The 21,588-nt window shown below is 59.8% G+C and carries 25 protein-coding genes; 13 read left to right on the top strand and 12 right to left on the bottom strand.

All coding sequences use genetic code 11. The annotated features are described in order from the left end of the window. Positions 1-318 precede the first annotated feature (318 nt). Both ACO07N_RS27475 and ACO07N_RS27470 read left to right on the top strand, forming a co-directional pair. A complete protein-coding gene (locus ACO07N_RS27475) occupies positions 319-543 on the top strand; it encodes a hypothetical protein (RefSeq protein ID WP_421984049.1) in 225 nt (74 codons plus the stop codon). 43 nt (positions 544-586) lie between these two features. Continuing rightward, positions 587-1,846, top strand: a complete 1,260-nt coding sequence (locus ACO07N_RS27470) for a tetratricopeptide repeat protein (RefSeq protein WP_421984048.1) — start codon at positions 587-589, stop codon at positions 1,844-1,846. 12 nt (positions 1,847-1,858) lie between these two features. Here ACO07N_RS27470 and ilvC read toward each other — a convergent pair whose 3' ends face one another. Beyond that, a complete protein-coding gene (gene ilvC / locus ACO07N_RS27465) occupies positions 1,859-2,878 on the bottom strand; it encodes a ketol-acid reductoisomerase (protein ID WP_421984047.1) in 1,020 nt (339 codons plus the stop codon). Between the two features lie 102 nt (positions 2,879-2,980). Beyond that, entirely contained in the window at positions 2,981-3,631 is a 651-nt protein-coding gene (locus ACO07N_RS27460; protein WP_421984046.1) for a TetR/AcrR family transcriptional regulator, read from the bottom strand. A gap of 201 nt (positions 3,632-3,832) precedes the next feature. Between ACO07N_RS27460 and ACO07N_RS27455 the strand changes: the two genes are divergently transcribed. From ACO07N_RS27455 to ACO07N_RS27445, 3 genes are all read left to right on the top strand, one after another. Then, positions 3,833-4,294: a hypothetical protein gene (locus tag ACO07N_RS27455; RefSeq protein WP_421984045.1), complete on the top strand. Its 462-nt coding sequence runs from the start codon at positions 3,833-3,835 to the stop codon at positions 4,292-4,294. 780 nt (positions 4,295-5,074) lie between these two features. After that, the gene (locus tag ACO07N_RS27450) at positions 5,075-5,665 is read left to right on the top strand and encodes a DJ-1/PfpI family protein (protein WP_421984044.1); all 591 of its coding nucleotides are present in this window, start codon (positions 5,075-5,077) and stop codon (positions 5,663-5,665) included. A 434-nt stretch (positions 5,666-6,099) separates the two neighbouring features. Beyond that, on the top strand, positions 6,100-6,450 hold the full coding sequence (locus ACO07N_RS27445; RefSeq protein ID WP_421984043.1) for a ribbon-helix-helix domain-containing protein: 351 nt from the start codon (positions 6,100-6,102) through the stop codon (positions 6,448-6,450). A gap of 302 nt (positions 6,451-6,752) precedes the next feature. On the opposite strand, the gene ACO07N_RS27440 is transcribed toward ACO07N_RS27445, so the two are convergent. The 4 genes from ACO07N_RS27440 to gatC all read right to left on the bottom strand — a co-directional run bounded on the left by ACO07N_RS27440 (position 6,753) and on the right by gatC (position 10,280). Beyond that, positions 6,753-7,850: an NAD(P)/FAD-dependent oxidoreductase gene (locus ACO07N_RS27440; protein ID WP_421984042.1), complete on the bottom strand. Its 1,098-nt coding sequence runs from the start codon at positions 7,848-7,850 to the stop codon at positions 6,753-6,755. 159 nt (positions 7,851-8,009) lie between these two features. Continuing rightward, positions 8,010-9,494, bottom strand: a complete 1,485-nt coding sequence (gene gatA / locus ACO07N_RS27435) for an Asp-tRNA(Asn)/Glu-tRNA(Gln) amidotransferase subunit GatA (protein WP_421984041.1) — start codon at positions 9,492-9,494, stop codon at positions 8,010-8,012. Then, complete coding sequence (locus tag ACO07N_RS27430; RefSeq protein WP_421984040.1) at positions 9,491-9,979, bottom strand: GNAT family N-acetyltransferase; 489 nt, start codon at positions 9,977-9,979, stop codon at positions 9,491-9,493. The genes gatA and ACO07N_RS27430 overlap by 4 nt, the downstream gene beginning before the upstream one ends. Before the next feature lie 13 nt (positions 9,980-9,992). Further along, positions 9,993-10,280 (bottom strand): Asp-tRNA(Asn)/Glu-tRNA(Gln) amidotransferase subunit GatC, encoded by a 288-nt coding sequence (gene gatC / locus ACO07N_RS27425; protein WP_421984039.1) that lies wholly within the window; start codon positions 10,278-10,280, stop codon positions 9,993-9,995. A 208-nt stretch (positions 10,281-10,488) separates the two neighbouring features. On the opposite strand from gatC, the gene ACO07N_RS27420 reads away from it, so the two are divergent. The 6 genes from ACO07N_RS27420 to ACO07N_RS27395 all read left to right on the top strand — a co-directional run bounded on the left by ACO07N_RS27420 (position 10,489) and on the right by ACO07N_RS27395 (position 14,965). Beyond that, entirely contained in the window at positions 10,489-11,088 is a 600-nt protein-coding gene (locus ACO07N_RS27420) for a TetR/AcrR family transcriptional regulator (protein ID WP_421984038.1), read from the top strand. A 151-nt stretch (positions 11,089-11,239) separates the two neighbouring features. Beyond that, on the top strand, positions 11,240-11,734 hold the full coding sequence (locus ACO07N_RS27415; RefSeq protein WP_421984037.1) for a YHS domain-containing (seleno)protein: 495 nt from the start codon (positions 11,240-11,242) through the stop codon (positions 11,732-11,734). Positions 11,735-11,895: 161 nt separating this feature from the next. Beyond that, the gene (locus tag ACO07N_RS27410) at positions 11,896-12,276 is read left to right on the top strand and encodes a GFA family protein (protein WP_421984036.1); all 381 of its coding nucleotides are present in this window, start codon (positions 11,896-11,898) and stop codon (positions 12,274-12,276) included. A 132-nt stretch (positions 12,277-12,408) separates the two neighbouring features. Then, positions 12,409-13,206 (top strand): siderophore-interacting protein, encoded by a 798-nt coding sequence (locus ACO07N_RS27405; protein ID WP_421984035.1) that lies wholly within the window; start codon positions 12,409-12,411, stop codon positions 13,204-13,206. Positions 13,207-13,869: 663 nt separating this feature from the next. Further along, entirely contained in the window at positions 13,870-14,220 is a 351-nt protein-coding gene (locus tag ACO07N_RS27400; RefSeq protein ID WP_421984034.1) for a hypothetical protein, read from the top strand. Between the two features lie 133 nt (positions 14,221-14,353). Further along, a complete protein-coding gene (locus ACO07N_RS27395; RefSeq protein WP_421984033.1) occupies positions 14,354-14,965 on the top strand; it encodes an MliC family protein in 612 nt (203 codons plus the stop codon). Between the two features lie 96 nt (positions 14,966-15,061). Here the strand turns inward: ACO07N_RS27395 and ACO07N_RS27390 are convergent, their stop codons facing one another. The 6 genes from ACO07N_RS27390 to ACO07N_RS27365 form a co-directional block, all read right to left on the bottom strand. Next, positions 15,062-15,685, bottom strand: a complete 624-nt coding sequence (locus tag ACO07N_RS27390; RefSeq protein ID WP_421984032.1) for a LysE family translocator — start codon at positions 15,683-15,685, stop codon at positions 15,062-15,064. A 53-nt stretch (positions 15,686-15,738) separates the two neighbouring features. Continuing rightward, on the bottom strand, positions 15,739-16,323 hold the full coding sequence (locus tag ACO07N_RS27385) for an HD domain-containing protein (RefSeq protein WP_421984031.1): 585 nt from the start codon (positions 16,321-16,323) through the stop codon (positions 15,739-15,741). Continuing rightward, a complete protein-coding gene (locus tag ACO07N_RS27380) occupies positions 16,324-17,073 on the bottom strand; it encodes a pyridoxine 5'-phosphate synthase (RefSeq protein WP_421984030.1) in 750 nt (249 codons plus the stop codon). A gap of 199 nt (positions 17,074-17,272) precedes the next feature. Beyond that, positions 17,273-17,833, bottom strand: coding sequence for a hypothetical protein (locus ACO07N_RS27375; RefSeq protein ID WP_421984029.1), 561 nt, complete (start codon positions 17,831-17,833; stop codon positions 17,273-17,275). 59 nt (positions 17,834-17,892) lie between these two features. Then, on the bottom strand, positions 17,893-18,510 hold the full coding sequence (locus ACO07N_RS27370; protein WP_421984028.1) for a DUF4166 domain-containing protein: 618 nt from the start codon (positions 18,508-18,510) through the stop codon (positions 17,893-17,895). Further along, a complete protein-coding gene (locus tag ACO07N_RS27365; RefSeq protein WP_421984027.1) occupies positions 18,503-18,910 on the bottom strand; it encodes a thiol-disulfide oxidoreductase DCC family protein in 408 nt (135 codons plus the stop codon). Before ACO07N_RS27365 ends, ACO07N_RS27370 begins: the two co-directional genes overlap by 8 nt. Positions 18,911-19,751: 841 nt before the next feature. Here ACO07N_RS27365 and ACO07N_RS27360 point away from each other — a divergent pair. Continuing rightward, the gene (locus ACO07N_RS27360) at positions 19,752-20,966 is read left to right on the top strand and encodes a GTP-binding protein (RefSeq protein ID WP_421984026.1); all 1,215 of its coding nucleotides are present in this window, start codon (positions 19,752-19,754) and stop codon (positions 20,964-20,966) included. Then, positions 20,963-21,586: a DUF1826 domain-containing protein gene (locus ACO07N_RS27355; protein ID WP_421984025.1), complete on the top strand. Its 624-nt coding sequence runs from the start codon at positions 20,963-20,965 to the stop codon at positions 21,584-21,586. Before ACO07N_RS27360 ends, ACO07N_RS27355 begins: the two co-directional genes overlap by 4 nt. Positions 21,587-21,588 lie beyond the last annotated feature (2 nt).

The raw sequence follows: 21,588 nt of genomic DNA, 5'->3' as shown, positions 1-21,588 counted from the left end.
CTAGTTTGAAATGTTTTTAGATGCTGTTAGGGCTGGTTAAGAGATTTTCATCAAATTGTAGGCGTGTGGATTTTAATAAAAACATATCCACCGGAATGCGTGGGAACCTTCAAACAGACATGCCCGAATTAAGAATTCCTGAATTCAATCACCGAAACTCGGCCCTTTCGCGCATTTAGTGAAAATTTTTCGAAAAAATCGAAAAGTTCTGATCGAGTGGCGGTGGCAAGACGGGAAATCAGGAGTCGGACCAAGGGATTGTGCCGTTTTGTTGTGTACTAACGTCATCTGTTAAGGTCTGGACCGCTTGATGCGTCCATGGAAGTTTGGCAATTGCGGGCGGCGTCTATTGCAGATTCCCTTGTGGCGACTGAACTGGACGGCAATGACCATCCAGGCTGCTGCATGGGTGCACCGATACGGTTGAAACGGTTGTGCGGGATCGACGCAAAACGCGCTCGCGGCAAGGGTGCCTGGTGCCGCGAAAAATGGGCAAAAGAAAAGCCTGAACTGGAGTTGGTCAAACAGGTGACGGTTTGTTGAAGCGTTTTTTCTCTATTGGATACCCAGCGCACTGATCGCGGCAGTGCTTTTTCTGTTCGTGGTGACCGATCCGCGCGTGCTCGAGATCTCCGCCAACGCCGGAAGCGCGACCGCCGCCAGGTGGCTTGGCGAACACTACAACGGACGTGAGAATAAAGAGCGCTACGATCCGGAGAAGGCGCTGCACTGGTTCGAGCGGGCCGCGGAGCTCGGCAGCGTAGATGCGCTTTACGACATCGGAGATCTGCATCTTCGCGCGTCGGTCGAGGGACATACCTACAAGACGGCCCATGACTATTACCGCCGGGCAGCAGAGGGCGGCCACATCGGCGCGATGCATCAATTGGCGACCCTGCTCGAAATCGGTCTTGGAACAGACAGGGATCTTCCAGCCGCGGAACGCTGGTTCCTGAAGGTGATCGAACTGGGCGATGAAGCCACCGAGCTCAACCTCACGTTGCTTTATTTTGCTCATCCGGAGGATTTCAGTGCCGACAAGGTTTCCGGTTCCATTGAAGACATAAAACGTCTTGCCGGCGAAGGCGACTTCTTCGCGATGTATGCGCTTGCCGGCGCCTATATGGTGGGAGAACCGGTGCCCAAGGATGTCGACAAGGGTCTTTCGATCTATTTCGAGCTGGCGGAAAAGGAGCCTTATTTCGCGCACGTGACACTCGGCGAACTTTATCTTGCGGGTGAGAGCGTGGAACCGGACTACGAGAAAGCACTTGACCATTTCCGCAAGGCGATAAAGGCGGGAAACACCAGCGCTCACTATCACCTTGCCGAAATGCGTGAGTACGGGCTCGGTGTTGAACAGGACTATTCAAAGGCCGCTTACCACTACAGCAAATCTATCGACGCGAAGCACTTTGGCGGGCTGACCAACCTTGGCATCCTTCATCGCGACGGCACCGGTGTCGAACAGGACCATGAGGAGGCAATCCGGCTTTTCAGGCGGGCCGTTGAGCTGGAAATCAGGGGCGGCGCCGCGAATATCGGCTGGATGCAGTTGCACGGCCTGGGCCTGCCGAAAGATGCCTCCGAGGGACTCGCGCGGATCGAGGCGGCAGCGGACGAGGAAGACGCCTATGGAGCCTATTATCTGGCAAAGCTGCTGGAAGAAGGGGACATCGTTACGCAGGATCGCGGGAGAGCGCTGGAACTCTACGGGATTGCCGCCGAACGTGGTTTCTTCCCGGCCAGAGAGGCCGTGCAACGTCTGGAGGCGGCCCCGAAAGACTGTTCCGTGCCACAAGAAGAAAAAGCCGGGCGTCGCTGCCCGGCCTTTCCGTATCGTTGATCAGGCAAACATTTAGTTCTTGGTCTTGTCGACCAGCGCGTTGGACTTGATCCACGGCATCATGCCGCGCAGTTTCTCGCCGACTTCCTCGATCTGGTGACCGTCGTTGAGGCGGCGGGTCGCCTTGAACTTGGCAGCGCCCGCACGGTATTCCTGCATCCACTCGGAGGTGAACTTGCCGGTCTGGATGTCTTTCAGGACGCGCTTCATCTCCGCCTTGGTTTCGTCGGTGACGATGCGCGGGCCGGTGACGTACTCACCCCATTCCGCCGTGTTGGAGATGGAGTAGTTCATGTTGGCAATGCCGCCTTCGTAGATCAGGTCGACGATCAACTTCACTTCGTGCAGGCACTCGAAATAAGCCATTTCGGGCGCGTAACCGGCTTCCACGAGGGTTTCGAACCCGGCACGGATCAGCTCGACCAGACCGCCGCACAGAACAGCCTGTTCACCGAAGAGGTCTGTCTCGCACTCTTCCTGGAAGGTGGTTTCGATGATGCCGGACCGGCCGCCGCCGACGCCGCTGGCGTAGGACAGACCCAGATCGAGCGCGTTGCCGGAGGCGTCCTGGTGAACGGCGACAAGGCACGGCACGCCGCCGCCTTTCTCGTATTCGCCGCGCACGGTGTGGCCCGGACCCTTCGGTGCGACCATCAGAACGTCGACGGAGGACTTCGGCTCGATCAGGCCGAAATGGACGTTGAGGCCGTGCGCAAAGGCGATCGCTGCGCCATCGCGGATGTTGCCGGCAATGTGGTCCTTGTAGATGTCCGCCTGCAGTTCGTCGGGCGTTGCCATCATCATCAGGTCGGCCCAGGCGGCCGCCTCGGCGACGGTCATGACCTTGAAGCCGTCGGCTTCGGCCTTCAGCGCTGTGGTGGAGCCTTCGCGCAGGGCAACGGCGATGTCCGGAACACCGCTGTCCTTCAGGTTCATGGCATGGGCGCGGCCCTGCGAGCCGTAGCCGATGATGGCGACTTTCTTGGACTTGATCAGATTGATATCTGCGTCACGATCGTAATAAACGCGCATGGGTTCCTTTCTCCCGTTTGCATTCTCGTTATTCATGTTTGGAGCCGGAGTTGATGTCCGGTCTTCGTTGGCTGGTGGTCTCCAGTCGGCCGGAAGCCGGGGTCAGGCCCCGAACAGCCGGTAAAATCGGTCAACGGCGTTTTGCGCCTGGGATGCCAGGTCCTGTTCGGCCGCGCTTGCGTTCTCGCCGAGAAGAAGCCGGATGTGAACGTCGCGGATGGCAAGGCCGTAGAGCACCTGGTAGGCCTCTTCGGCATCGTCGAATTTCAAAAGCCCGTGGCGGCGCCCGCTTTCCAGCATGGTGCGTGCACGCGCCGAGATCATGTGCTTGCCACGCACGAGAAGCAGGTGGCCGAGCCGGTTGGAATTGGTGTTGGACTGGCCGATGGACAGACGGTTGAGGGCGAGCGAGGTCTCTGAAAAGAGCACGCCCAGCAAGGCTTCCACGAAGGCCGTGACATGGGCGCGGAAGGTCGCCGCATCGGCCGTCGCACCGGCCTCGGAGGGAAACTGAACCTGGCTTGCCTGGTAGGCAACGACAGCGGCCAGCAGGCCGTCGCGATCCCCGAACCACTTGTAGAGACTTTCCTTCGAACAGCTTGCGGTGCGCGCAAGACCGGCGGTCGTCAGCGCCTTTTCACCGCCTTCCACCAGAAGCGTCAGGGCATGCTGCAGCACCACCTGCTGACGCGGCGAAAACTCGGGCGCAGCGTCCGGGCGGGAGGTGGCGATGTCATATGCGGCAGCGGGCATGTGCTTGGTCTTGGCTCGAGGGAAATGACGATTTGTACGGAACCGTACGGTACGGTTCGGCGAGGGTTATGGCATTGCGGAAGAGGCGGGTCAAGGGTGAAATGAGAATTTTCGGGGGCGGTGGGAGCGTCGTCACACAGTCTCCTTGAAAGGACACAAACTGCTTGCAATATGTGTAGCGGTTTTTCTTGGAGGCAGAGGTTGTACGATCATAATGCAAAGGTTGCCGGGTGGATAACTGCCAGAGCAGTGCTGCAGATCGTAATTCTGCCTGGACTGGTGGGGTTGTTTTGGTTTGCACACCATATCTTTGATCATTCAGATCTTGTCGATATCCCTGCGACGGTGACCCAAGTGAGCGAAGTCTGCAGAGCAGAGAAAAAGCTCTCGGCCAGTCCCTCGGACGACCTCTTGGTGCACGGAGAAATCACATTGGATTGTGCCCGGTTTCGATCGCTGGTCGACCAGGGGCTTCGGGAAGACGACTACCGGCTCGTCATGACAAGTGAAGTAAAATTCCGGTATCAATCTCCTGCCGACAATCACATGCATATCGGATCCGCTATCTTTGAAGATCAGGATATTTCTGTCGGCGACAAGATCTCGATCAAAGCCTCTAAGTCTGACTTTCGGAAGACGGTCGTGCATTCGCACGGTTCCTAGCGCAGGCATTCGCTATCATTCAAGACGGACCATCCGGTCTTCCTCAGGATGAGGCTCTGGGTCTGGCTAGGTCTGTTCAGGCGGCACCCGCCGGTGTCATCCCGGACTTGATCCGGGATCCAATCCACGGTGCAGCGGATGCGTGAAGAGGAGGTGGACGTGGACGGACGCACGTTGCTCTCTGCAACATCGGCTCCGGAATCGAGTGGGTCCCGGATCTCCGCTGCGCTGCGTCCGGGATGACGGTGGAGGGGCGTATGACCGGCGGCGCGAACTTACCTCAGCCTGAGGAGCGCGGCAGCGCGTCTCGAAGGATGGGCTGCGCACAAATGACCGCCGCTATCATTCGAGACGGACCATCCGGTCTTCCTCAGGATGAGGCTTCGGGTTCGGTTAGGTCTGTTCAGGCGGCACCCACCTGGGTCATCCCGGACTTGATCCGGGATCCAATCCACGGTGCAGCGGATGCGTGAAGAGGAGGTGGACGTGGACGGATGCCACCTGCTCTCCCCAACATCGGCTCTGGAAACGAGTGGATCCCGGATCTCCGCTGCGCTGCGTCCGGAATGACGGTGAAGGGGCGCGTGACCGGCGGCGCGAACTTTCCTCAGCCTGAGGAGCGCGGCAGCGCGTCTCGAAGGATGGGCTGCGCACAAATGCCTGCGCTTTCTCTGCGAAAAACCAGAAAACTGCGCTGTAGTACCCGCCTAATACCCGTTCCGGCCCATTGCCTGCTAGCTTTCGCTCACATTGGTTTTCAAGGCTCCGGGAGGATATGAGATGAGTGCCAAGATCCTGATGATCACGGGAGATTTCACCGAGGACTATGAGACGATGGTGCCGTTCCAGGCACTTCTTGCCATGGGGTATCAGGTCGATGCCGTTTGCCCCGGCAAAAAGGCAGGCGAGGCGGTGGCGACCTGCATTCACGACTTCGAAGGCGACCAGACCTACACCGAAAAGCGCGGCCATAATTTCACGCTGAACGCGACCTTCGCCGAGATCGACGTCACCAGCTACGACGCGCTGGTGATCCCGGGCGGGCGCGCGCCCGAGTACCTCAGGCTCGATGCCGACGTGATTGCCGCCGTCAGCCACTTCATGCGCGCCGACAAGCCGGTTGCCGCGATCTGTCACGGGGCCCAGATCCTGACGGCAGCCAGGGTGATCGAGGGACGCACCGTGTCGGCCTATCCCGCCTGCCGTCCGGAAGTGGAACTGGCCGGGGCCACCTATGCCGACATTGCCGTTGACGCAGCGGTGACCGACGGCAATCTCGTGACCGCCCCGGCCTGGCCGGCGCACCCGGCCTGGCTGGCGCAATTCAAAGCGCTGCTTGGCGGCACTGCGACCGGGTCGCTCGCGGCCTGATCGGGTCGTGTTCAACAGGCGATGCCAGGAAAGGCTGCCCATCCTTCGAGGCGGACCTTCCGGTCCTCCTCAGGATGAGGCTCTGGGTCTGGTTGGGTCTGTTCGGACCACACCCGCCGGCGTCATCCCGGACTTGATTCGGGACCCATTCCACGATGCAGCGGATGCGTGAAGAGGACGTGGAAACGAACGGATACCATCTGCTCTCCCCAACGCCGGCTCTGGAAACGAGTGGGTCCCGGATCTCCGCTGCGCTGCGTCCGGGATGACCGTGGAGGGGTTCGTGCAATTCGGCCGATGTCTGCCAAACCAAAACGTGTCTGGCAAAATTACGTTGTTCCTAGCATGTTGCAGCGGGACGTTTGTTCAGTTCGACAGAGATCGGGTCGTCTAGCGGGCGGTAGGACGTGCCGAACAGGAAATGGGAGAACACCATGTGCAAACTCTTTATCGAAGCTGATCCGGCGCTTTGGGAAAGCAGCACGAAGTCGTTGCGCATTGACGGCATGGTGACGTCCGTGCGGCTGGAATCGTTCTTCTGGAACGTACTGGACGAGATCGCGGCGCGCGATGGCATGAATGTCGTTCAGCTGATCACGCGGCTGCACCATGAAAGCATTGATGCCGGGCATGACCTTGGAAACTTCACGAGCTTCCTGCGGGTCTGCTGCGGCCGCTACCTTGCGCTGCAGCTGTCGGGTGACGTTCCGACCGACACGCGCTTGCCGAGTTCAACGCTCGATGCGGACGAGATCCTGGAGGCGGAAAGCACGCGGGTGCACTAAGGGCGCTAGAGCATTTTCCGACCAATTTGGATCATTTGACCGAGGCCCTTTTTCGCGCTGGCGAGACGGTTCGCCCGCCGTGGTGTTGCCGACCACAAGGGTGAACCAACGACGCCAGAGCGGAAAAGGGCCCGGCCAATCTTGATGTTTGTCGCTTGAATGCGTTCCACAAAGGGTGAGGATATCCAGCCCATCGGCTGCGTTGTGCCACTTGCACGATGCACCGCATCGCGCTTCGTGACCCGCCTGGCCGAGTGAACCGGATATCCGCATCAAATGATTCAAATTGGTCGGAAAATGCTCTAGCTCAGCCGTTCCAGCACTTCGTTACCAATCGCCAGAGAGGATGTGAGGCCCGGCGACTCGATGCCGTAAAGGGCGACAAGCCCTCCCAGTCCGTGGGCTTCCGGCCCGTCGATGCGGAAATCGGCAGCCGGTTCGCCGGGGCCGACGATCTTGGGGCGGATGCCGCAATAGTCCGGGACGAGGGAATTGTCGGGAAGGCCGGGCCAGTAAGTGCGGATCGCGGCGTAGAACTTCTTGCCGCGCGCCGGATCGACGTCGTAGTTGATCTTCTCGATCCACTCCACATCCGGCCCGAAGCGGGCCTGGCCCTGAAGATCGAGGGTGATGTGGACGCCGGAGCCGCCGGGTTCGGGAACGGGATAGACAAGCCGTGACAGGGGCGCCTTGCCCTGCAGTTTGAAATAGTTTCCCTTAGCGAGATAAGCCTTGGGCGGGTTCGCGCCCGGCACCTCCGCCATCAGGCCGGGCGCCGCATGTCCGGCCGAGACGATGAGTTCGCGGCAGGTGAGGTGCATGCTGTCGCCGTCAGCGCTTGTCACGCGAAGAGCATAGCCCGCTGCTGCCTGCTCGATCCGGTCGACGCGGCTGCCCAGCACCACCTGGCCGCCATGGGCTTCCAGATGTCCCTGCAGCGCCAGCATGTAGGCGTGGCTGTCGATGATGCCGGTCGAGGGCGAATAAAGCGCGCTGATGCAGTCAAGCGCAGGCTCAACTTCCTTCAGTTTCCTTGCATCGTAAACTTCAAGGTCGTGCAGGTCCGTCGCTTCGGCCTGGGCATGAAGACGTTCCAGCTCCGGCAACTGGCTATCGCTCGAAGCGACGATCAGCTTGCCGGTCTTCCTGTAGGCGATGCCGTTGTCGTCACAGAACTGATAGAGAAGATGTTTGCCGGGAAGGCACAGCTTTGCCTTCAGACTGCCCGGCGGATAGTAGATCCCCGCATGAATGACTTCGGAGTTGCGGGCGCTCGTTTCCGAGCCGATCAGCCCGTGACGCTCCAGAACCATGACCTCGCGCCCGGCAATCGCCAGAGCCCGTGCAATCGCTAGGCCGACAACGCCGGCACCGATGACGACGGTTTCAATGTCATGCATTCAGGTCACCCATGGTCAGAGCGATTGGAACGGGACTGGAGGGGTTCATACCCTCTTGGCTGCCCCGGCCTTGAGCCGGGGCCACGTCTGTTTGTTGCGGCCTTTTGGTCCCCGATCAGGTCCGGGACGGCGCAAGGGCCGCCAGTTTTGCGGAAAGGCTCAGCCCCACCATTTCTGTGGTTCGAAGGACCCGGCGGCATCCTCGATGACCTGGCCCACCTGGAAAAGCGTCGCCTCATCGAAGGGCTTGCCGATGAGCTGCAGCCCAAGCGGCAGGCCGTCCTTGTCGAGGCCGGCGGGCACCGAAATGCCCGGCAGGCCGGCCATGTTCACGGTCACGGTGAAAATGTCGTTCAGATACATCTTGACCGGATCGGCATGCAGTTCCTGGTCCGCGACACCAAAGGCAGCGGACGGCGTGGCCGGGGTCAAGATCGCGTCGACGCCGTTTTGCCAGGCGAGATCGAAGTCCCGCTTGATCAGCGTGCGCACTTTCTGGGCCTTCAGGTAGTAGGCGTCGTAGTAGCCTGCGGAGAGGACATAGGTGCCGATGAGCACACGGCGCTTGACCTCGTCTCCGAAGCCTTCCGCGCGGGTGTTCTCGTACATCTCGACAATGTCCTTGCCCGGCACGCGCAGGCCGTAGCGGACGCCGTCATAGCGGGCGAGGTTGGAGGACGCCTCTGCCGGGGCTACGATGTAATAGGCGGGCAGGGCGTATTTGGTGTGCGGCATGGAAATCTCAACGATCTCCGCACCGGCATCCTTCAGCCATGCGATGCCCTTCTGCCAGAGCTCCTCGATCTCGGCGGGCATGCCGTCCAGGCGATATTCTGCGGGAATTCCGATCTTCAGACCCTTGACCGACTTGCCGATGGCGGCTTCGTAATCGGGAACCTCGATGTCGACGGAGGTCGTGTCCTTCGGGTCGACGGATGCCATCGACTTCAGAAGGATCGCGCTGTCGCGCACTGTATGGGCGATCGGTCCGGCCTGATCGAGCGACGAGGCAAAGGCGACGATGCCCCAGCGCGAGCAGCGACCATAGGTCGGCTTGATGCCGACGGTGCCGGTGAAGGCAGCGGGCTGGCGGATCGAGCCGCCGGTGTCGGTTGCAGTTGCACCCATGCACAGCCGCGCGGCGACGGCCGTTGCCGAGCCGCCGGACGACCCGCCCGGAACCAGATCCTGGTTCGAGCCGGTCTTGCGCCAGGGGTTGATCACGTCGCCGTAGTAGGACGTCTCGTTGGAAGAGCCCATGGCGAACTCGTCCATGTTGAGCTTGCCCAGCATGACCGCGCCGTCGGACCACAGATTGGTGGTGACGGTGGATTCGTAGGCGGGCTTGAAGCTGTCGAGGATGTGGCTGCAGGCCTGGGTGTGTACGCCCTTCGTCGCGAACAGGTCCTTGATGCCGAGCGGAATGCCCTCCAGCGCGCCGCCGTCGCCCCTGGCAAGCTTGTCGTCGGAGGCCCTCGCCATCTCGCGGGCCTTGTCCGGCGTTACCGCAACATAGGCGTTGAGCTGCGCATTGGCCGCTTCAATGTTCAACAGGAACGCATCGGTCAGCTCAAGCGACGAGTAGTCCTTGTTCTTGAGGCCTTCGCGAGCCTCGGCAATGGTCAGTTTGGTCAGGTCGGTCATTTGTGTGTCTCTTGGCTGGCCGCGAGCGGCCGGGAATAGAAAACGGAATAAGGGCTGTCGGGGTAGTCCAGGACCGGGCCGCAGCGGGTGAAGCCGGCGCGCTCGTAAATGCGCCAGGCGGCGGGGTGCCGGTCACCGGTTTCCAGGACAAGCGAGGCGTAGCCTTCGCGCTCTGCAAGCGTGACGATCTGCTCAAGGATCCTTCTGCCGAGACCATGTCCCTGATAGGCGGGGCGGGTGTACATGCGCTTGACCTCGGCGATGCCTTCGCCGTGGCGGTGAAGCGCACCGCAGGCGGCTGCGTTCCCATCTACGCGGGCAACAAAAACCGTTGTCGCTGCGCCGGCCATGTCTTCAGGCGTCATGTGATAACACGCCTCGGGCGGTGACAGCGTCAGAAGCAGTTCGTTGAGTTCGCCGATCATCGCACCCATGTCATTCGACATGGGGGTCTCGATGGCGATGGTCGGTTCGGACTGCGTCATCCGGGCAGGGTCCTTATTCGACGACTTTGGGCACCATGAAGAAGTTGTCTTCCGAAGCCGGTGCGTTGAGGGTGATGTCGCCGGCCTTGTTGCCGTCGGTGATGCCGTCGACGCGCTTTTTCATGGTCTGCTCGACGACCGAGGTCATCGGCTCGACACCGTCGATGTTCACTTCGTCGAGTTGCTCGACGAAACCGAGGATAGCATTGAGCTCACCCGTCATGCGTGTGGCATCGTCGTCACTCACCTTGATGCGCGCCAGGCGCGCGACGCGTTTCACCGTCTCGGTATCTACTGACATCTGGTCCTCGTCTTGACTGGCGCTGCGAGCGCCGGAAACACTGTTTGCCGCCAGCGGCATCACGCCATCCGGCTGGTTTCATGTGACCTGCTTCTAGACCGTATTTCCGGCAAGCGGGACGAAAAATGCCATCGCCCTGGCAAAAAAAGCCAATATACGGTACCAATTGGAACCGAAAATATTCGCCGGACATGAACTCAGGATCCCCATGGCACAGCAAAAGGGGCGGGGCCGCCCCAGGGAGAGCCGCCTAAGCGCCCGGCTTCTTGCCGTCGCGTTTGCCGAAGTGGCGTCAAAAGGGATCGATGCGGCGACGATCGCGGCGATCTCCGAGGCGGCTGGAACCAGCAAACAGGCCATCTACAGACGATACCGGACAAAGGATCAGCTGGTTGCGGCGGCGGTCCGCAACCGGATCGCTTTGATTGAGCCCGTGGCCCCGCTGCGGAGTTCCGTTGCCGACGACCTCAGGCGGTATCTCGGGCATCTGGCAGTCGTTTTCCGGAAAGATCCGTTCGCACCGGTTTTCAGAACGCTGCTTGCCCACAGGCAGACCCCGGAGTTCGCTGCCGTCCTGGACGAATTGGAGGCGGACCAGCGCCTTGCCCTTCGGCAGATCCTTATTGCAACGCCGTTTGAAACAGATATGGAAATACGGATCGACCTGCTTCTGGGCTTCGTCTATTTCAGGTTTGTTTTCGCCGATGCCGGCGTTCCGCAAGATGCTATCGACAGGGCGATTTTCCTGGCGCTCGGTCTTGTTGCGCCGCGCGATCCGCCGCCTCTTTCCGGTCAGCCGGGAACCTGAAGTAACGTCAAGTCACAAAATCTGGCGCCTTGCGCTCGTCTCTGTGATCAAAGGTTATTGGCCATTTACCGCGTCAAGCCACATGTTTGCACCAGCACGGTGCGAAAACGCGCCGCGCGCAATGCCTTCTCTTACACTCGTGGGGACGTCCATGCCGCTTTACACCTCCAAATCCGTCCTGCTGGGCCTGACCGCCCTGTTCTCGGCAGCTGCTTTTACCGCCTCCGCCGACGAAATCACCACCTTCACCAAGGGCGGCGCTGCCATCGGCGGCACCGACCCGGTCGCCTATTTCACCGAAGGCAAGCCCGTTGCCGGTTCGGATGAATTCACGTTCGAATATGACGAGGTGACCTGGAAATTCTCTTCCGCCGAGAACCGCGACAAGTTCGCCGCCGACCCTGCGAAATTCGCTCCGCAATATGGCGGCTTCTGCGCGTTCGGTGCGGCCATGGGCTTCAAGGTTCCGGTGGTGCCGGAAGCGTGGTCGATCGTCGACGGCAAGCTCTACCTGAACAACTCCATGAAGGTTCAGGAACGTTTCGAACAGGATGTTCCAGGTCACATCAAGAATGCGACGCTCAACTGGGAAATTATCAAGGACAAGAAGCCGGAAGAGTTGAAAGAGCCGATCATCCGGAACTGATTGTTCCGAATATCAACTTGCCATTATCTCCCATAACTGTTCAGCCCGCCTTCCGGCGGGCTTTTTTTGCCCGGGACCCCGGCAGTCGGATAGGCTGAGGTGGCAAGTGCCTGTCCTTTTGGACGGAGGATTGAAGCCGTTGTTGAAACAAGGAGACGAGAGTGGCGCGTTTGGCTGAATGCTGTTGCGGTGCGCTGTCAGCGCACTGCACTGGCGATCCGACATCCGTTTCCTTGTGCCATTGCACCATGTGTCAGCGCAGAACCGGCTCCGCCTTCGGCATTGCCGCGTTTTTCTTCAAAGAAAAGGTCAAGATTACCGGCCAGAGCAAGACCTACAGACGACCGGGTGAATCCGGCTGTGACGTGGTTTTTCATTTCTGTCCCGATTGCGGCTCCACGGTGTTCTGGTACCCGCTCAGCAAACCTGACAAGGTCGCCGTCGGTGTTGGCGCTTTTTCGGATACGCGCTTTCCGGGGCCAGGCAAGGAGGTGCATACGCTGAACCGTCTTCGCTGGGTAAAGCCACTGACGAGTGACTGACTTGCCGTACGCGGCATTTGTCGCGCTGTTCGCAGGTGACGCACTGTTCGTTAATCGCGAACGATAACATCTTTAAAACACGCCCGATAATCGCTAAATCTTGAATTGAGAATTCATGTTTGGAGATTTTCCGTGCTCAAGCGACTAAAGCGGCGTCCGCGCATCCTGACCGTACAATCAACCCGTCAGCTCAGCCCGCATCTGCTCCGCGTGACCTTTGCCGGTCCCGAACTGGAGGGCTTTCCGCTCAAGCATGAGGGCGCGAACTGCAAGCTCGTCCTGCCGCGTACCGGCGAAAGCCGCGCCGACTTCGAGGCGTATTTCGCGCCGGACGGACCTGATGAAAAGGTTCATCCCGTCAGGACCTACACTGTCAGGTCCCACAGGCCGGAGAAACTCGAACTCGACATCGATTTCGTCGTACATGGCGACGAAGGCCCGGCAACACGCTGGGCCCAGGATGCTGGTCCCGGGTCCTATCTGGGCTTTTTCGGTCCGAGCCAGACGAAAGTCGCCGAATTCTACGCGGACTGGTACCTTCTCGCGGCCGATCTTTCCGCCATGCCGATTGTCGAGGCGACGCTCGAGGCCATGCCGGCCGATGCAAGCGGAGTTGCCGTCTTTGAAGTGCCTTCAGCCGAAGACATTCGCGAGATCGAGGCACCGAAAGGTATCGACATCACTTGGCTCATCCACGAGGACCCGCATGTGCCGTCAACGGCGCAGGTCGATTTCGTCAAGTCGATCGACTGGCGCAGCGGCGTCTTGCAGACCTGCATTGCCGGCGAAAGTTCGGTTATCCGGGCGCTGCGAGACTACCTTCACAACGACCGCAAGGTGCCGAAGAAGGACACCTATATCTCCGGCTACTGGAAGATCGGTCTTGTCGAGGACGAGCATCAGAAGATGAAGCGCGCGGAAGCGGCCTGACCCCGGTCGCAAGCCCTGACTGGTGGACGCGGCTGCTCAGACGGCATCGCGGTTTCGGCGCCCGAATTCTCTCGGTGGCGGAGACAGCACGCGAGGTTGCGGCGAAGGCCGGACAAGAGGCGGCGTCGCGGGAACAAAGCGGTCCTCCGGCAAATGAGACCTGTCGGATCTGAACCGGCCGGGCGATTTCTCAATGCCGCAAAAGTAAAACATCAGGGCGGTTCCGATGCTGGGAAGGAAGAAGCTCAGATAGAGAATACCCGGCCGGCTGGAATCGCGAAGCCTGTTCAGGCACGTGCACAGGTTCATGTACATTATCATGATGACCAGCACCGCGAGACCGCCCCCCCATCGGAAGGTGAATCGTCGCGACCAGACCGCCGATCGCCAGACAGAAAATTGCAATCTGGGACAACCACCAGTGGGTCCGGCCGATCTTGCCGTGGCACGGATTGACAAGCGCTAACATCGCATACTCCAAACAGCACCCGACCTAAACTACAGATTGTAAAAACTGGCTTAACACCCGCTGTAAAGTTTTTCGAATTGCCGCAAGGCAGTGTGCCTTGGCGATGTTTCTTTCAAAGGTTCGACTGCCGGCAGCATTCCCGCCAATCCGTCCGTTCACGGGCTGCGTAAGCCGTTTGTAGCCGGAGGTTTGAAATGGCTCGGTATCATGTATCCGTCACGGGACTGCGTCTGAAAAGCTGGTTCCATGTTGTCTCGTTCTGGCGTCACGCCATGCCGAGCTACAACCAGGCCAGGGAAGCCGAGGGCAATGTCCTGACGGACGTGCTCAAGTGCAAGGGCGTACATCACACGCTGACGGTCTGGGAGAGCGAGACGGCCATGAAGCGCTTTCTCTATCGCGGCGCGCACAGGAAGGCGATCAAGACCTTTCCCCGGATCGCGACGGGAACCACCTGTAGCTATGGAGCAGATGAAATTCCGTCATGGCCGCAGGCTCTGGCCGAGCTCGAAAAACACGGACGAACCTATACAGCACCGGGTTAGCGCATCGGCGTTTCCTGTCCGGGCTGTCCTCCGGTGCTGATCGGATGCAGGGCGTTTCCGGTGCTGGACATCCTGACAATTGACCGCAAGAACACACGTGCGATGATGCCGGTCAACCGGAGGAGATTTGCAAATGCACCGCCTGACATTCTGGGGAACCGTTCTTGCCGTCCTTGTCCTCTATACGGGCGTGTCGCCTGCTGCCGATCCGGCCTTTGATTGCGCAAAGGCGGAGAGTTCGGCGGAGGAACTGATCTGCGCCAACGACGACCTTGCAAAGCTCGACCGGACGCTGGCCGATGTTTACGGTGAGGCGGTCAAGGCGATCGGAACCTTCGCGGACAAGGACACCGCGCTCAAGGAGTTCAAGGCATATCAGCGCGGATGGATCAAGGGCCGCGACGAGTGCTGGAAAGCGGATAACGAACTGGACTGCATCAAGTCGGAATACGAATACCGGATTGCCGAAATCACGGCCAAATACGGTTTGATCGAGGGACAGAAACCGGTCTTCTACATGTGCAATGACAACCCGGCAGACGAGATCGTAGCAACCTATTTCCCGACAACGCCGCCGTCCGCGCGACTGGAGCGCGGCGATAGCACTGAAATTGTTGTCGAGGGACCGACAGGATCGGGTGCGCGCTACCAGGGCAATTTCGGCATCGTTTTCTGGATCAAGGGTGACGAGGCCATGGTCGAGTGGCCGCAGGGCACCTCCTTCGACTGCAAGGTGCGCAGTTAAGCTACCAGCCGGTCAATGGGAGGCTGCCGTCACCAGCGGTGGAGGCCTTTCGGGATTTTCTTCTAGGGACGGATTAGGGTCCTGACCCCGGGCGAGCTATCGGCTCGCCGTCGCCAAAGCGGAGCCGAAGCCGACAAACAGCCCGCCCGTGATGCGCCGGACCCATCTGGCGCGCTTCGCCGACGTCAGGAACCGGCGCAGGTGCCCGCCCGCAAAGGCGATGAAGGCATGGTTGGCGAAACACAGGATCGCGTAGGTAAAGGACAGAAGACTGATCTCCACCATGTCGATCCTGCCGGAGCGCATGAATTGCGGGAAGAGGGCGGTAATTACGAGGATCGCCTTCGGGTTGGTGACAGAGACAAGCAGAGCCTCCAGGAACAGCTTCCAGCCGCTCTTGCCGATCGCCTGGCTGGTGTCCGTGACGTGAAAGCCCGACTTGTCGCGCCAGATTTTCAGGCCAAGGTAGATCAGGTAGGCCGCGCCGATGAATTTCAGCACCGTGAAGGCCAGTGCGGAGGTTGCCATCAGCGCGCCGAAGCCGAAGGCAACTGCGTAACCGATGATGACAAGGCCCGCGGCATTGCCGGTTGCCGACGCAAGCGTCGCATTCCGTCCGAACCGCAGCGTGTTGCTGATGGCGAGCATGACACCCGGACCGGGGCTGACGGCAGGCAACAGGGAAACGGCGATGAAAACAAGCCAGAGTTCAAACGACATGATGGACTTCCTCTATCAGGCGGGACCGCGTTACGCGGCAGTCGAGGAGCGGATCAGGGCAGAAGGTGACCTGCCTTTGCAGCTTGATCCAGGAGGCTCTGGGCATAGTCCCAGAGGCGGGGAAACGGGCGCAGTCTTGCTTCCTTGGTTTGGCGCAAGTCTGCTGCGGAAATTGGTGCATGAGTGGGGTCGTCGATGCCGGATGCGAACACCAGAACCATCGGATGCAGGGCATCCATGGCGTTGGCGAACTTGGCCTCGGCAGTCTCGTTGGCCTCGAATTCGAGCCAGAGTTTCTTGAACTCGCTCCCCTGAGGTTCCGGGAGCAGGGCGAACAGACGCTCTGCAGCGGCCTTCTCCCGCGCCTTGACGTCCGAGAAGTTGCTCTCGTCCACCCAGTGGTCGCCGGCATCGATTTCGACAAGGTCATGGACGGTCAGGAGCTTGACGACATGATGAATGTCGGTGCCGCCCGGGGCATGATCGGCGAATGTCAGCGTCTGCAGGATCACGTGCCAGCAGTGCTCCGCCGTGCCTTCCCGTCGGGTACCGCTGGCCAATTGATTGAGCCGGACGACTTCCTTCAGCTTGTCGGCTTCCAGCAGAAAGGCGACCTGACGCTCAAGCGTATCGGGCATTCAGATTTCACCCATCGCCTTGCGGAACCTGTTGACGCTTTCGGCAAATCCGTAAATCAGCGCATCGGCGGTAAAGCCGTGTCCGATGGACATTTCCCGGATGAACGGTGCCTTGGCGATGAGGGCAGGGATATTGTCCACGGTCAGATCGTGGCCGGCATTGACGCCAAGGCCGCATTCGCGGGCGGCTGACGCGGTCAGAGCGATGCGTTCCAGTTCCTTCTCCGCCGTGGTCTTGTCGTCATAGCAGGCGCCATAGGGACCGGTGTAAATCTCGATCCGTTCGGCGCCGACACGCGCGGCGTGCTCGGGAGCAGCCGGGTCCGGGTCGCAGAACAGCGAAACACTGATGGCCCATTCCTTCGAGGCCGCAATCGCCGTCTCAAGGAAGCCGATATCTCCGGAAAAGTCCCAGCCGTGATCGGAAGTTGTCTGCTCAGGGTCATCCGGAACGAACAGGACCTGCTCCGGCCGGGCTTCTTCCACCAGCCGCATGAAGTCCTCCGACGGATAGCCTTCCAGGCACAGTTCCTTGTTCGGAAACCTGTCTTCGATCAGTTCGGCAAGATCGAAAACGTCGCCTTTCCGGATGTGCCGCTCGTCGGGACGCGGGTGCACCGTGATGCCTTTTGCTCCGGCTTCCATCGCAATCGCCGCAAGTCCCGTCACGCTCGGCCACGGCAGATCCCGCCGGTTGCGCAGCATGGCGATGGCGTTGACATTGACGGACAGGCGGGAGACGGCGGACATGACTGAAGTTCCGGTTGAAACGGTTCACATTCTGATTCAGGAAGTTGGGTCGAGAATCCAGAATTATCGTAAAAGTCATTGAAGTCAAACAGGAAATTGTCTCTAGAGACAATGTAGATGGCACATGCCATCCGCAGCAGCACCAAAGCCGGACGCGATTGGGAGATGCTGGCCCGGGCGGGCGTGCTGCGCCACCTTCTTATTCGAAGACGTCTGGAGCAAGCCTCCTTTCCTGAAAAACGCGCTGACGGAGAAAACGCAAATGCAGATGGATCACTAGAAAACAGCCGAGCCAAACCGCAAAGGACTTTGCATGCATAAACAGGGACAATGCCAGGACTGCACCGACAACCGTGCCATCGAGAGGGGCCAGAAAAGTGCCGACGATTGCACCGGCCATGGCAGGCGACAAAACCGCCGCAATCAACGCGACGACCCATCCGTCGCGGCCAGGGCGTCCGAACCAGCCGGACAGCAACAGACCGGGGACAATGCCACCGGCACCGGCAAGGGCCGCAACAACCATCGGTGCGATGTTCGGGTCATCTTCGTTGCTGCCAAAGCCGAGTTGATGTGCCAGCGTGAAAGCAACCAGAAACCCTGCGGCAGCTATTTCCAGAAAAATGAAAAAGCGGAACCTGTCGTGCTTGAGCCAGTTTGTCGGCATTGAAGGATCTGTCGGCATGAGACCTCCCGTAGAGAATTTGGGCTTTCCATGGATAGGTCCTGTTTCAGGTGCTGGTGCGAAGATCTTCTGCATTTTCCGTGCAGGTGCTTTTTGGCACCGCCTTGAGGCGTTGTTGCCCGGAAAGGGGCCGCTCAAGCCCGCGTGCCATCGGCGCTGTCCACGTGGCTCAGATGCCCCTGGTAGCGCACCAGGTCTCCAATGCCGGGCAAGGATACCCGGACATCGAAATGAAAGCGGCCATCTGTCTCGAACTCGCCGGCCTCGCTGACCGGAAGGACCGCCTTTGGCAGCGGGACGCCCAATATCCTGCCGCGGGTAACGGGAAACTCCAGCCGGTCATCCACCAGTTGCAGGTCGATATCGAAGGCCATGACACCGAAGCGTTCGGTGATATGGCCGCGCTCCGAACTGTCCCGCAGGCACAGGACGGAGGCGAATGACTTGCCGCCGAAATCGCGGCACCAGACTTCCGTGTCGCCGTGGCGCTGGATCGTCACGGAAACCGGGATGTCGTCGGCTTCCGGCGGAAACCCGACGAGGCGGCAGATCAGGTTGCCAATCGCCGAACTTCCGCGTGTGACCCTGGCACGTCCCTGCCATGTGCTCCTGTCCGTGACCGCGTGAAGATCACGCACGGCACGCGGCAACTTGCCGAAACGCGCTCCGAGCGCACGCTGGAACAGGCAGGGCGAATTGTTCGCGCTATCGGATGGCCGCACGTCGACAGCCGTCTTGGTCCCGTCAGTCAATCAGCCGGTCCTTCAATTCGCTCGACGGAAGAGGGCAGGACCTTTTGCCGAAGGCATAACGGTTTCGCGCAATCCGGTCGTAGATCCAGTTGGCGACAGAAACCGGCAACAGGTTCACAACAGCAAGAAGGGACCATGGCCGGCCAAGACTTTTCATGGACGCGGCGAATGAGGCCATTTTCGTGTAGGCACGGCCATTGAAGATGACGATGTTCGTCTCGAGCGCGTCCGGATCAAGGCCATGCCTTTCATAAAGGCTCCGCCCGAGGCCGGACCGGGCGCTCACGAACCGGAACCCTGCCTTTCTGTCATGTTTTGCCATGAAGCGTGCAAAGCCGGAGCAGAAGATGCAGTCGGCATCGAAAACGATCAGGTTGGTGTCGTTTGAAACGTTCGCCAAGCGATGTGCTCCAATTGCGATCCCTTTCGAGGATCTTTGACAGACTGGCGTATTCGGAACCTTCAATCCAGCCGCGTTTCGTCGCAGACGTCATTCGTTGCTTTTTCCCGCTGCTGTCCTGACCCTAGGTAATGGTCTCTTGAGGTGATCCCCGGTCCATGAACGTGTCATTCCGGCTGAAGCGCAGCGGAAGGCCGGAAACCAGTCGCCACTTGTTTCTCTTTCTTCTTTTAACCTTCAGCCACTGGGGATGCTGGTTTCCGGTCCTGCCAGGCGTCGGTAACCTCTCCCATCGGGAGAGGTCGGCGCGAATGCGCCGGGTGAGGGGACAAACCATCGTGAGTGTTACAAGCCTTTGATCCCTCACCCTAACCCTCTCCCGGCGGGAGAGGGGGACTTTTGTTCGGCCCGTGTGCAACAGTTCTCCGCCCCTTCTCAGAGTGAGGCCTTTGCCAACTTTCTTCTGCTGTGCGGTTTCGCTTGGATGGCTAAGGGCCCCAGCCAGTAAGCGGTCTTACACGACCCGGTTCCCGGCGGTCTCCCGCCCAACCCAGCCAAGCACACTTCAAACACACAGGTTCCCGGTCTTGCCGCACATGCGGCAAACCGGGACGACAAATCCGGGAAAAGCACCGTGTCCTGATTTGCCACCGATCGGAATGATGCTGCTTTCTCAGCGGCATAAGTTCGAGTGTATTTTCTGAACCGGACAGCAGCGGCTTTTTCCACTGTGCGTCCGTGCAGTTTTCCACTCCCGGCAAAGGAGGCTTGTAAGAGATCGAAATCTGGCTATGTTGTCTGGTTATGTTATTACATTACTGATATCGAGCCAGGAGCTTCCATGCCAGATACCCGTTTGCCGGTCACCGTTCTCTCCGGATTTCTCGGAGCGGGAAAGACCACCTTGCTCAACCGCGTGCTTAACAACCGGGACAATCTCAAGGTCGCCGTCATCGTGAATGACATGTCAGAGGTCAATATCGACGCTGACCTCGTCAGATCCGGCGGGGCGGAGCTGAGCCACACGGACGAAACGCTTGTCGAAATGTCGAATGGCTGCATCTGCTGCACCTTGCGGGACGATCTTCTGCAAGAGGTGCGCCGGTTGTCGCAGGAAGGCAAGTTCGACTACCTGTTGATCGAATCCACGGGGATCTCCGAACCGCTTCCCGTTGCCGCAACCTTCGACTTCCGGGACGAGAACGGGCAAAGCCTTTCGGATGTGGCGCGTCTGGATACCATGGTCACGGTCGTCGATGCGGTCAATCTGCTCAAGGACTTCTCAAGCCACGACTTCCTGCATGACCGGGGCGAAACGCTGGGCGAAGAAGATGAACGCACGCTCGTCCATCTCCTGACCGACCAGATCGAGTTTTCCGACGTCGTGATTCTGAACAAGGTCAGTGCGGCCTCGCCGGGACAAGTGGATGCGGCGCGGAAGATCATCCGCAGCCTGAACGGGGACGCCAAAATTCTCGAGACGGACTTCAGCGAAGTTGCTCCGGCGGAAATTCTGAACACGGGGATGTTCGATTTCGAAAAGGCACATGAACATCCGATGTGGGCGAAGGAACTCTACGGCTTTGCCGATCATGTTCCGGAGACCGAGGAATATGGCGTCGCCTCCTTCGTTTATCGGGCGCGGCGGCCGTTCAATCCGGAGAAGATCCACGCATTTCTGAACGGGGCCTTGCCCGGTGTGATCCGGGCGAAGGGCCATTTCTGGATCGGCAGCCGTCCGGAATGGGTTCTGGAGTTTTCGCTCGCAGGCGCTCTGTCCGGGGTCTCTCCGATCGGGACCTGGTGGGCATCAGTGCCGCCGAACCGCTGGCCGCAGGACGAACGGGCCATCGAATATGCCAGGTCCCACTGGGTCGAGCCCTTCGGGGACCGGCGGCAGGAGATTGTGTTCATCGGAGCCGGGATCGACTGGCCGGCGCTGAAGTGCCACCTCGATGAATGCCTCATCGCTGAAGAAGAAGGCGATGATCTGAGCCGGTTCAAAAACCTTCCGGATCCGTTTCCCGTCTACCGCATGGCGGAGAAAGCGGCATGAGCCTGGCGCAAACGCGGTATCAGCCGCAGGTCTTCGCACGCAATGTGCTGATGGGGCGGGAACCGGACATCCTTGAGGATATCAACAAGGCCGGCGTGGCAGCGGCGATCTGGACACGCAAATGCAGACCTGACTTTCAGGACTGGATCGACGCACTGCCCATGGAGCAACTGCCGGAGCTGCGCACGGTGGTTCCCGTTCACCTTGCCGAGGCGGCCGCAATTGCGGCCTGTGAGCGCGTTCAACTGCCGGCATCGAAGATGCGGAGCTTGCTGACCGGGGATGTCGGCGCACTGGCACTGATCGTCTCGAAGGCGCTCAATGTACGGCAGGTCAGGATCCGGTTCGATGTTGCCGACGAGGTCATGTGCCCGAAGTTCCACGTCGACAATGTGCCGGCTCGCCTGCTGTGCACCTATCGTGGCGCCGGGACGGAATATGTTCCGGCCGGATCGGAGAACGATCCCCGGCGCATAGGCCAGCTCGGGCGCGGTGCCGTCGGTCTGTTCCGCGGCGGCGCCTGGCCCGGAGACGAACACACCGGACTTCTGCACCGCTCACCCGATCCGGCCGCCGGTACGGGTACCCGTTTGCTGCTGGTGATTGACCCGGTGGCGTAAGG

Source organism: Roseibium sp., assembly GCF_965229775.1.
Lineage (GTDB): Bacteria > Pseudomonadota > Alphaproteobacteria > Rhizobiales > Stappiaceae > Roseibium.
This window is presented reverse-complemented; position numbering and strand designations above follow the sequence as displayed.

Excerpts from the sequence above, each read along its gene's own strand:
- gatA (WP_421984041.1), bottom strand. The coding sequence starts at position 9,494 with ATGACCGACCTGACCAAACTGACCATTGCCGAGGCTCGCGAAGGCCTC.
- ACO07N_RS27460 (WP_421984046.1), bottom strand. The coding sequence starts at position 3,631 with ATGCCCGCTGCCGCATATGACATCGCCACCTCCCGCCCGGACGCTGCG.
- ACO07N_RS27450 (WP_421984044.1), top strand. The coding sequence starts at position 5,075 with ATGAGTGCCAAGATCCTGATGATCACGGGAGATTTCACCGAGGACTAT.
- ACO07N_RS27355 (WP_421984025.1), top strand. The coding sequence starts at position 20,963 with ATGAGCCTGGCGCAAACGCGGTATCAGCCGCAGGTCTTCGCACGCAAT.
- ACO07N_RS27430 (WP_421984040.1), bottom strand. The coding sequence starts at position 9,979 with ATGACGCAGTCCGAACCGACCATCGCCATCGAGACCCCCATGTCGAAT.
- ACO07N_RS27415 (WP_421984037.1), top strand. The coding sequence starts at position 11,240 with ATGCCGCTTTACACCTCCAAATCCGTCCTGCTGGGCCTGACCGCCCTG.
- ACO07N_RS27395 (WP_421984033.1), top strand. The coding sequence starts at position 14,354 with ATGCACCGCCTGACATTCTGGGGAACCGTTCTTGCCGTCCTTGTCCTC.
- ACO07N_RS27360 (WP_421984026.1), top strand. The coding sequence starts at position 19,752 with ATGCCAGATACCCGTTTGCCGGTCACCGTTCTCTCCGGATTTCTCGGA.
- ACO07N_RS27440 (WP_421984042.1), bottom strand. The coding sequence starts at position 7,850 with ATGCATGACATTGAAACCGTCGTCATCGGTGCCGGCGTTGTCGGCCTA.
- ACO07N_RS27380 (WP_421984030.1), bottom strand. The coding sequence starts at position 17,073 with ATGTCCGCCGTCTCCCGCCTGTCCGTCAATGTCAACGCCATCGCCATG.
- ACO07N_RS27445 (WP_421984043.1), top strand. The coding sequence starts at position 6,100 with ATGTGCAAACTCTTTATCGAAGCTGATCCGGCGCTTTGGGAAAGCAGC.
- ACO07N_RS27400 (WP_421984034.1), top strand. The coding sequence starts at position 13,870 with ATGGCTCGGTATCATGTATCCGTCACGGGACTGCGTCTGAAAAGCTGG.
- ACO07N_RS27390 (WP_421984032.1), bottom strand. The coding sequence starts at position 15,685 with ATGTCGTTTGAACTCTGGCTTGTTTTCATCGCCGTTTCCCTGTTGCCT.
- ACO07N_RS27375 (WP_421984029.1), bottom strand. The coding sequence starts at position 17,833 with ATGCAGAAGATCTTCGCACCAGCACCTGAAACAGGACCTATCCATGGA.
- gatC (WP_421984039.1), bottom strand. The coding sequence starts at position 10,280 with ATGTCAGTAGATACCGAGACGGTGAAACGCGTCGCGCGCCTGGCGCGC.
- ilvC (WP_421984047.1), bottom strand. The coding sequence starts at position 2,878 with ATGCGCGTTTATTACGATCGTGACGCAGATATCAATCTGATCAAGTCC.
- ACO07N_RS27385 (WP_421984031.1), bottom strand. The coding sequence starts at position 16,323 with ATGCCCGATACGCTTGAGCGTCAGGTCGCCTTTCTGCTGGAAGCCGAC.
- ACO07N_RS27475 (WP_421984049.1), top strand. The coding sequence starts at position 319 with ATGGAAGTTTGGCAATTGCGGGCGGCGTCTATTGCAGATTCCCTTGTG.
- ACO07N_RS27420 (WP_421984038.1), top strand. The coding sequence starts at position 10,489 with ATGGCACAGCAAAAGGGGCGGGGCCGCCCCAGGGAGAGCCGCCTAAGC.